General features: G+C 41.5%; 8 protein-coding genes. All 8 read right to left on the reverse strand.

Annotated features, from left to right (window positions below):
- Positions 1-20: 20 nt before the first annotated feature.
- The 8 genes from EPX21_RS05870 to EPX21_RS05905 all read right to left on the reverse strand — a co-directional run bounded on the left by EPX21_RS05870 (position 21) and on the right by EPX21_RS05905 (position 8,875).
- On the reverse strand, positions 21-908 hold the full coding sequence (locus EPX21_RS05870; RefSeq protein WP_134088735.1) for a dienelactone hydrolase family protein: 888 nt from the start codon (positions 906-908) through the stop codon (positions 21-23).
- Positions 909-1,142: 234 nt separating this feature from the next.
- Positions 1,143-2,096 carry a metallophosphoesterase gene (locus EPX21_RS05875; RefSeq protein ID WP_134088736.1) on the reverse strand — a complete coding sequence of 318 codons (954 nt, stop codon included), beginning with the start codon at positions 2,094-2,096 and terminating at the stop codon, positions 1,143-1,145.
- 117 nt (positions 2,097-2,213) lie between these two features.
- Positions 2,214-3,455, reverse strand: a complete 1,242-nt coding sequence (locus tag EPX21_RS05880) for a hypothetical protein (protein WP_134088737.1) — start codon at positions 3,453-3,455, stop codon at positions 2,214-2,216.
- A gap of 497 nt (positions 3,456-3,952) precedes the next feature.
- Positions 3,953-4,744 (reverse strand): AraC family transcriptional regulator, encoded by a 792-nt coding sequence (locus EPX21_RS05885; protein ID WP_134088738.1) that lies wholly within the window; start codon positions 4,742-4,744, stop codon positions 3,953-3,955.
- A gap of 391 nt (positions 4,745-5,135) precedes the next feature.
- The gene (locus tag EPX21_RS05890) at positions 5,136-6,035 is read right to left on the reverse strand and encodes an SDR family NAD(P)-dependent oxidoreductase (protein WP_134088739.1); all 900 of its coding nucleotides are present in this window, start codon (positions 6,033-6,035) and stop codon (positions 5,136-5,138) included.
- Between the two features lie 98 nt (positions 6,036-6,133).
- On the reverse strand, positions 6,134-7,045 hold the full coding sequence (locus tag EPX21_RS05895) for an AraC family transcriptional regulator (protein WP_134088740.1): 912 nt from the start codon (positions 7,043-7,045) through the stop codon (positions 6,134-6,136).
- 105 nt (positions 7,046-7,150) lie between these two features.
- Entirely contained in the window at positions 7,151-7,954 is an 804-nt protein-coding gene (locus EPX21_RS05900) for an SDR family oxidoreductase (RefSeq protein WP_134088741.1), read from the reverse strand.
- Positions 7,955-8,113: 159 nt separating this feature from the next.
- Positions 8,114-8,875: an SDR family oxidoreductase gene (locus tag EPX21_RS05905; RefSeq protein WP_134088742.1), complete on the reverse strand. Its 762-nt coding sequence runs from the start codon at positions 8,873-8,875 to the stop codon at positions 8,114-8,116.
- Between the last annotated feature and the right edge of the window lie 74 nt (positions 8,876-8,949).

An 8,949-nucleotide genomic window follows, 5' to 3' on the forward strand; every position in this document is an offset into this window, starting at 1 on the left:
CACCGTTCAGCACAAGCGTTTCAGCTCAGTTTTTGTGAAAAGAAATCGATCGTCCGCTTCCAGGCCAATTGTGCTGCCTCTTTATCATAACGTGGTGTCGTGTCATTGTGAAAACCGTGATTGGCATTTTCGTATATAAAAGCTGCGTAATCTTTATGATTTTCCTTTAGCGCTTTTTCATAATCCGGCCATCCTTCATTGACACGTGTGTCAAGTGCTGCATAGTGCAATAAGAGCGGCGCCTTTATTTGCGGCACTTCTTCCAGCGGAGGCTGACCGCCATAAAAAGGTACGGCCGCCGCTAAGTTGGGAATCCGCACGGCCATCATGTTTGCAATCCAGCCGCCGAAACAGAAACCAACCACCCCTACTTTGCCGTTGCAAAATTCATTTTTCTCAAGGAATTCAAAACCTGCAATAAAATCTTCAAGCATCTCATCGCGGTCTCGTTTGCTTTGTAGCTCCCGTCCTTCATCATCGTTACCCGGGTAGCCGCCCAAAGGAGTCAGGGCATCAGGTGCCAAACTGATAAAACCGGCCAAGGCCGCCCTTCTGGCTACATCCGCAATATGGGGGTTGAGTCCCCTATTCTCGTGTACCACTACAATACCGCCCAATTTCTTCCGATTGTTTTTGGGCATACACAAAAGTGCTTTGATCTGGCCTCCGCCTTTGGGAGATGGATAGTTGACATAAGTGGAAGTTATCCGCGGATCGTCTGCCTTTACCTGAATGGCGTCTTGATAGTTTGGCATCAAAAAGCCCATCAGGGCACTGACAGTGACACCGCCGACTGCATAAACAGACAGTTTTTGCATAAAATCGCGCCGTGTAATCCGGTTATGCGCATAATCATCGTATAGATCGAAAACTTCCTGTTTTACATCTTCTTTCTTTAGGTTTTCCATAGCCATTACTTTTTTATAAATTTAGTAAGGATTCTTCGAACTTCCCAACACCTTTAACCCTTATGCCTTCGATATCATATCTCAATTTTAAAAGCGCTGAACCGTAAACAACAAAGGCCCTGCTTTGGGGAAGCAGTGGCCTTTGTAATATAATCAACCTAAACCTAAATTATAAACGCCGCTTTTGGCTTTTTATTTTAGTGCTTTATTTTTTTTTCGCAATAAGCGGTCTTTTTACACTTTCCATCCATAAGGGATATACACATTGTCAAATGTACCGTCGTCGTATAAGTCTACAATAGCATAGCCGTTTTTTGTTGCATATCGGTCGCCTTTCCACCAATTGCCACTGACAGCGCCGTTGCTGATATAGGTTACGCCTTGATACCTCACCTCGTCGTTCAGGTGGATATGGCCACTTAATGCCAACTTAACCTGAGGATGTTTGGTAAACAAGGTCACTACGCGCTCCGCATCATTTAAAATAGCGCCACCACCCAGTTGGTAGCCGGTATCAATCTTGCCCAAGTGGCCAACTACCAATGGCGCTGCCGACAAGATAGGCGCGTGCGACAGGATAACGGTATGTTTATCTTTATTTGCTTCCAGGTCCTGCCCGAGCCATTCGAACTGCTCATCATCTAACTGACAAGCGTACCATTGCCCGTCGGTTGCGCGAATCTGAATACTATCCAGCACAACAAAATGCCAACCTGCTTGGTCGAAGCTACGATATGGTTTCTCAAGCCGCATCATCTCTAAAGCATAATTCTTTCCATAAAGCGGATCCTGTTTCTCACCGGCACCCCAGCAATCGTGATTGCCGATGCAATAAGCGATTGGCAGGCTATTTTCATCTTTCATCAGCTTGTGCCAAAGGTCCCATTGCGTAACCACGCGATCTTTCGGCTGTTTCAGTGCATCCATAATACAATCGCCTGTATTAACAATGAGCGTAGGTTTATCGGTTTGCGACTGTACATGATGTAAACAAGTGGCCAAGCCCTTCGGTGCATCCAGTTCCGGTTGCATATGAACATCCGTCAAATGGGCAAAACGCAGCGAACGTTTCGCTAATTTTGGTTTACTGGCAACGGAGTCAAGTGTCTCTGCAACAACAGATTTACCCAATATCAGGCTAGACAGCGTGCCAATTCCGAGGTTCTTTAATAAGGATCTACGATTCATTGCTTTTTTTATCAGCAAAAGTAAACCTGTCAATATTAGCTTAGTGTTAAAAAATAGTTGTTTTTATGTGTACCCTCACCTGTTGATCGCGCTCAGCCGGCTTGGTTCTGTTAAGGGTTAAAGCCTGTAACCGAATAGCAGGCTGTATCGTGTACTGCTTACCTTAAAGGACGAATAATCGGAAAAGCCATTTCCGAAGTCGACCCGAGCCTGTAAAGAAAATCGTTTATAATTCGTTCCGCAGCCCAAGACGAGCGCCTGCTCATACTTTCGCATAATTTCCAGAGCCTTGTCGTAGGTGACGGCATCACTCAGATACTGTCGATGCGTTATACGTTCATTCTTTTCAGCGATTCCAAAAGCGTTGGCCATCCCCACGTTGAGGTAAAAACCACCCTCTGCAAATGAAGAAAGCTTATAGCGAAGTAAATTGGTCAGCTTAAGCTGCGTTTGCCCGAAAACCACATCATGACGTTGGTACTGATTAGCTGTTAAAGAACCTTCCACCGTATAACTGGTTACAACCAATTCGTTATAGATAGACCAGCGATTGAAATTGCGTGGCAGTCCCAAGTCGAGGAAAATGCCCCCCAGTAGGTTGGTGGAGCCCCGATGTCGGCCCGACAAGTAAAAGCTTTGGGTACTCGTGAAATTAAAAGAGGCCGTACTAACGCCCATCAAAAGGCCGAACTCCGTTTTCATCTTTTCCTGTGGCAAGGTATAATTAGCCGAATCTGTTGTACACGTGTAATAGCTGTTGAATAACTTATTCAATGAAGAAGTCTTATAAGAAGTTTGACTAATAAGCAAAATCAAATCCTTGCAATCGTTGAGATACTGCTGCAGCTGATGGATGTATAAATTATTGCTTGCGATTAGATTTTTTCCATTCTCTTGCTTGCGATAGCGCTTATATCCAAGCCACACATATTGATCTCCTTGCTTAATAAAGAAAAAAGACTGCCCTTCTCTGTTTTTCAGAAAGTACAAAGACTTCCGCCCCTTCACCAAAGCTTGCAAGAACACGGTATCAGCTTTCAATTCAAAATCGGCGGAATCACTTAGTCGATCAAAAGAGTTTGAGCTACTTTCCACTTGAATGGCCGCACTTTCGTAATACTCTTCGGCGACGGAAAAAGCGGACAGATCGGCTGGTTTATAGGAGACGACTTGCGCAGTGGGCGTAGACCTGAAATGAATCACTTGCGGGTTTGTTGACCAATTTCGATACTCGATGTATCCTTGGAGGGTATCGCCCCGATGATTTATAACGTATCCTGGACGGAAAAGATCAGCACCGCATACACTTTTTCCAACAAAAAGCAATACGGCTAATAAAAACATCTTACTTGATGACATGCTATTAGTTTAAGGTTGATTAATAAATAATATATAAGGTTTCGATACAATCGTTGTACCGAGCGACGAAGATAAAAAAACAATTAACAAAAGAGAGAAATAAATTAGGCTTCTGAGAAGTAAGTTAAAAAAGCGCAAGAGCCCCATATTGAGAGTACGGAGCCCTTACTATTTTTAATCCAACTTATTGACTAAACGACCGGAAAGAGATAAACGCTACAGCTACTTTTATTTTTTTTTAAAATTCCGGATACCATTCGTTTTTGATCTTATCACAGCCGAGATGAGAAACACCGTAATATGGAAGTTCACTGTACGTTGTGTGTGCCTATTTCCCGTCTTTCAATATTTCACCGACCGAATTTTCGTTTTCTCGGTAGGCAACATAGTTTCTTACCTGTATTGTCCTGCTTCCTTATTTTTAGAACACAAAGTTTCGCAAACGACACTAACTGTGGTATGCAAAACCGCGAAACGAGTATCCAAAAAACAGTTGTTTAATCGAACGAACGCCGAACTTCCGATGGAGAGCATCCAAATTGTTTTTTAAACGCAAAAGAAAAATGAGATAACGTTTCAAACCCTAAGTCAAGATAAATTTCAGACGGCTTTTTGTTCTTTTTCTCGATCAGGAAATAGGCCTCTTGAAGTCGTTTTTGCACCAACCAACGATTGGGTGTTTCGTTGAATATTGCTTTGAAATCCCGTTTAAAAGCTGACAAACTCCGCCCTGTCAGAAAAGCGAACCGTTCAATACTTACGTTGAATTGGAAATTTTTATACATAAATTCTTCCATGTTTATTTTTTGTGGGATACCGAAATCAAAGAACAAGCCGGCCAAATCAGGTTGTTTTTGTAAAAGGATAAGTAATAATTCTTCACGCTTCACATCAGCAAAAGGCTCTGCAATCGTCGCATGATTATAATACGGCAGCAAAGATTGGATAAAATTGGGGAGTAAATCATTTTGAGATATGTGTAGCAACGTTTCATCAGCATTGCATTTCCGAACAATTGTTTTATGGCGTTCCTGAAACTTTCCAAGAAAGGTTTCGTCAAAAAAGACAAACACTTTTTCTAATTCGCTGTTCACTTTTTCTTTGTTGTAACGAGCCAGTCTATTTTTCCGTGCAATGCAGCAATCGCCAGCTTTCAAGACGGTTTGTTTACTTCCGTCATAAATATTCATGATGCCTTTTATGACATAAACAAAGGTATGCTCAGCAATAAATTGTTCGGGCGAGATTTCTTTGCCCACATAGTGCATATGCGTTGCGTGCTCTTTCATTTAGGGTGGGGATAATCCTACAAATTTCTTACTTTTTCAGCGGATAGCCAAGATAAATTAACACCAATGGTATCATTAAAAAAGGAATTTCTATCAATGCAAGTTGATAGTTTCTGGAATTTAGTAAGAGTCCAATAGTTGTAATTAACATTATTATCTCAATAGATTACCGAATAGAAATGTCTTAGGAAACAGAACCAATAAAGCCGTTGTCAATGATAGAACACCTAATAACTTTCTCACAGGTTCTGTAATTCCAACCTCTGCCATCATTTTTAGGCTTTCGGGAGACGGACTGTTCATGAGTGTTCCCAATCCATGGGCGAAACCGATAAAGATTGATAATAAAATTAATATTGCGCTTAATATTTTCATTTGCGAAAGCTTTTGGTTATTTAATTCCTGCTAATAATCTTCTTGTTTCGGCCACGACACGATCTTGAAATTCTGGATCGTGAGCTAAATTAGAGCCACGCATGGGTTGCCCCTTTTCATCAAAATAAACTCCTGTTTTTCCGGAAGTATCCGTCAATATTTTCGCAATGGTTTTTGCCGATTTTTTGGGTGTACTACTGTATTTGCTGAAAGGCGGAAGTATAGCCATTAAATGCCCGAAGATGAAACTGACGATAGCATTTGCACCACCGAGATTTGTTCCGCGTGTTATACCCGGTTCAATCGCATTAATATGTAGCCGAGGTATTTTCCGGGCAAAGGCAAGTGCCGATGCTAGCAATGCCTGTTTTGACGTTGCATACGCATCTACGCCAGGCATTTTAGAACCGCCTTCTTTCCATTCACCTCTTGCACTTGCTTCGGCAGAGATATAGCGACCACCTTTCATTCCCATAACTTTTGCAGGTTTGCGTTCGGGGTCTTCGATAGCAGAAACAATAAACGCCACATTTGTTCCGTCGGCAAGATGAGGCACCAGTGCTTCGGTCAATGCAAATGCACCGAGATGATTGGTGGCAAAAGTCATATCCAAATTTTGCTTGCTTTTCGTTGCCTTCTGAGGCATGATTCCTGCATTGTTAAGCAATCCTGCAATCGGCAAATCAAGATCAATAATTTCTTCTGCCGCACGTTTTACGCTGATCATGTCAGCAATATCGCAAACAACAGAAACGGCATGTTGTCCGTTCTCTTTAATTGTTTTTTGTACTTGATTCAGCTTTTCCTGATTTCGCCCAACGAGGATAACGGTGCCGTGTTTTGCGAGTTCTAAAGCCGTTTCATAACCAATGCCCGAAGTAGGCCCCGTGATGATGTATGCTTTTTGAGTTTCCATTCCCTGAAAATTTTTTATGCTACAAAATTGAACATAAAATTTTCCGTAGGCTTTCTTTAAAAGTCCAATTTTATTATCCTGAAAAGGCCAAATTATGGTTAATTAAACTTCGCCCGAAATGCTAACGGCGACATTTCGGTTTTCTTTTTAAAAAGTTTATTGAACGATTGCGGATATTCAAAGCCCAATTGATAAGCAATTTCGGCAACGGATAATTGGGTAGAAGAGAGATATTCTTTTGCTTTTTCGATCATCTTTTCGTGAATGTACGATTTTGCGCTTTGTCCAATGAGCGATCGCAGCATATCGCTCAAATAATGCGGAGAAACATTCAGTCGGCTCGCCACAAACTCTACTGTTGGCAAACCGCTTTGTAGCGTCTCATCCTTGTCAAAATAGTCGTTCAGCAATTGTTCCATTTTAGTAAGCAAATCGTTGTTAACAGCTTTTCTTGTAATGAATTGTCGTTCATAAAAACGGTTGCTGTATTGCAACAACAAATCAATTTGCGAGAGAATAATATTCTGTGTATGGCGGTCAATATGCTGATATTCCTGCTCTATTTTCTTAAAGATTTCGACAACATTACCTTCCTCTTTTTCTGAAAGGTGCAACGCTTCATTCAGTGAATACGAAAAGAACCCGTAATTTTTAATTGCTCTTGCAAGTGGATGTTTATACAAAAAATCGGGGTGAAACATCAGCATATACCCTTTTCCGCATTCGATTTTCATTTTTCTGATTTCGGGAATCGTCAGGGATTGAATTTGTTTCGGTGCAATAAAATTCATCGTCCCTTTATTGAAATCGTAGTATTGTTGTCCATACTTTACTTTTGCGGTTACGTCTCTTTTCAGTGATACGCTATAAAAATTCACAAAAAACTGCTCCCAGATTTCACTTTCATCAGGTTTTATGCCCGAAACATCAATTACACTAACAAGCGGATGCAAGGGTTCAGGCAATGACAATTGCTGATGAAACTCAGATATGGAATTGACGATGTGCATGTTGTTTTTCTTTTACAAACTTAGATGAATTGTCTATTATATGCAATGGAATTGCATGACATATAAAAGCAACCGCCTTTTTCAGACAGTTGCTCCTATCTAACGTTATTCTGCAAACTGTTTCCCGATTTCTTGCCGAAAGGCTTCTTTCCCTATTTCCAAGCGTCTTGCATATAACGCATTTGCATCTGCACCGGCTAAATAACGCACCTGGTCTTGTCCATCGGTTGCGGCTTCGTAAACCACTTCCGCAATTTGTTGGGCAGTCGAAGCATTTTTAAACGCTTCCTCGAAGGCCACAAACATCTTAGCTTCAATTTCCGCATATGCCGAATGCGGATTCATATCCATCGAACGGCCGGCAAAATCAGTTAAAATTCCGCCCGGCGCCACGGTTTTGATGCCGACACCGAATTTACTCAACTCAAACGACACGCTTTCGCTCCAACCTTCCAATGCAAATTTTGTAGCGTGATAGATGGAATGTAATGGGAATCCCATAAAACCACCAATAGAAGTGGTTGCAATAAACAAACCGCTCTTCTTTGCTCTGAAATACGGAATAAATGCTTGTGTAATGCGAATCACACCTAACAAATTGGTATCGAGTTGCCGAACGATTTTTTCGTCGGTCAACGCCTCCAAAGCTCCCATTAGTCCATAACCCGCATTGTTAAATACCACATCAATTTCATATAATGAAATGACCTTTTGTGCAGTTTGCTTAATTTGTTCGAAATCGGTTACATCCAAGGGGAGTAACGTCACGTTTTCTAATGCCGATAATTCCGCTTCTTTTTCCGGGTTTCGCATGGTTGCGATGACATTCCAACCTTTTGCCTGAAATAATTTAGCGGTTGCTTTTCCCAAACCCGATGATGCACCAGTAATGAAAATTGTTTTTGACATGGTTCTGCTTATTTAAATGTACAATGCAAAATTGGGCAGAAGTCTAAAATGGTATGTTTCCAAACAGGATTTCCTTGTATCCAAATCGGGGGAAGCGCAATTGCCTATTAAAAACAAAAAAGCGAAAGCAATGCTCTCGCTTAAGTAATAAACAGGTTTCTACCACGGAATTTCGCCTGTTTCGGGATTGGTTTCTTCGCAGAAGAATTTGCCGGTAACGCCATCATTACCGATTAAAGCGTATTTTACGATACGTTTTCCGGCATCTTCTACCGTGCCGGTCCCTTGGTTATTGTTGAAATCCGTTTTCGTAAAACCCGGACTTACTGCATTAATTTTGAAATTGGTATCCCTAAATTCGTAGGCCAAATTCACCGTGTACATATTGAGCGCCGATTTCGACGATAGATAAACCGCACCTTTGAAATTGTAGTATTTGTAATTCGGGTCGCTGTGCAAGGTAATGGAACCTTGACTGGAACTCACCATGACGATTCTCGGTTCTTTAGATTTTTTGAGCAGATCCAAAAAAGCCTGCGTTACCCGAATCACACCGTAGACATTGATTTCGTACACTTCTTTGAAGACATCCACGCTGGTATCTGCCGCAGTTTGCGGAATGTAATTCCCGTTTTCGTCAAACTTAACTCCTGAAATTCCCGAATTGTTAACCAAGACATCCAAAACGTCTGTCTTCTTGCCGATTTCCAGTCGTGCATTTTTTACCGAATGATCATCAGTTACGTCGATCTGGATCACTTCGACATCATTTAATCCTTCTGATTTTAATTCTTCTACCGCTTTTTGCCCGTTTTCCAAACTCCGGCTTCCGAGATACACGTAAAAGCCTTGCTGTAATAACTGTTTGGCCACTTCAAAGCCAATGCTTTTGTTTGCACCTGTGATGAACGCTTTTTTCATATACTCTAATAAATTACAAGTTTCTAGGCCACTATTTTTTCGGAGCCGTTTACATTTTTGTTAATTTCTCTTGG

Origin of the sequence: Olivibacter sp. XZL3, assembly GCF_004368405.1 — a bacterium.
In the GTDB taxonomy this organism is placed as follows: Bacteria; Bacteroidota; Bacteroidia; order Sphingobacteriales; family Sphingobacteriaceae; genus Olivibacter.

What these genes read in the sequence shown, in the direction of transcription:
- EPX21_RS05870 (WP_134088735.1), bottom strand. Translation starts at nt 908, where the DNA reads ATGGAAAACCTAAAGAAAGAAGATGTAAAACAGGAAGTTTTCGATCTA.
- EPX21_RS05875 (WP_134088736.1), bottom strand. Translation starts at nt 2,096, where the DNA reads ATGAATCGTAGATCCTTATTAAAGAACCTCGGAATTGGCACGCTGTCT.
- EPX21_RS05880 (WP_134088737.1), bottom strand. Translation starts at nt 3,455, where the DNA reads ATGTCATCAAGTAAGATGTTTTTATTAGCCGTATTGCTTTTTGTTGGA.
- EPX21_RS05885 (WP_134088738.1), bottom strand. Translation starts at nt 4,744, where the DNA reads ATGAAAGAGCACGCAACGCATATGCACTATGTGGGCAAAGAAATCTCG.
- EPX21_RS05890 (WP_134088739.1), bottom strand. Translation starts at nt 6,035, where the DNA reads ATGGAAACTCAAAAAGCATACATCATCACGGGGCCTACTTCGGGCATT.
- EPX21_RS05895 (WP_134088740.1), bottom strand. Translation starts at nt 7,045, where the DNA reads ATGCACATCGTCAATTCCATATCTGAGTTTCATCAGCAATTGTCATTG.
- EPX21_RS05900 (WP_134088741.1), bottom strand. Translation starts at nt 7,954, where the DNA reads ATGTCAAAAACAATTTTCATTACTGGTGCATCATCGGGTTTGGGAAAA.
- EPX21_RS05905 (WP_134088742.1), bottom strand. Translation starts at nt 8,875, where the DNA reads ATGAAAAAAGCGTTCATCACAGGTGCAAACAAAAGCATTGGCTTTGAA.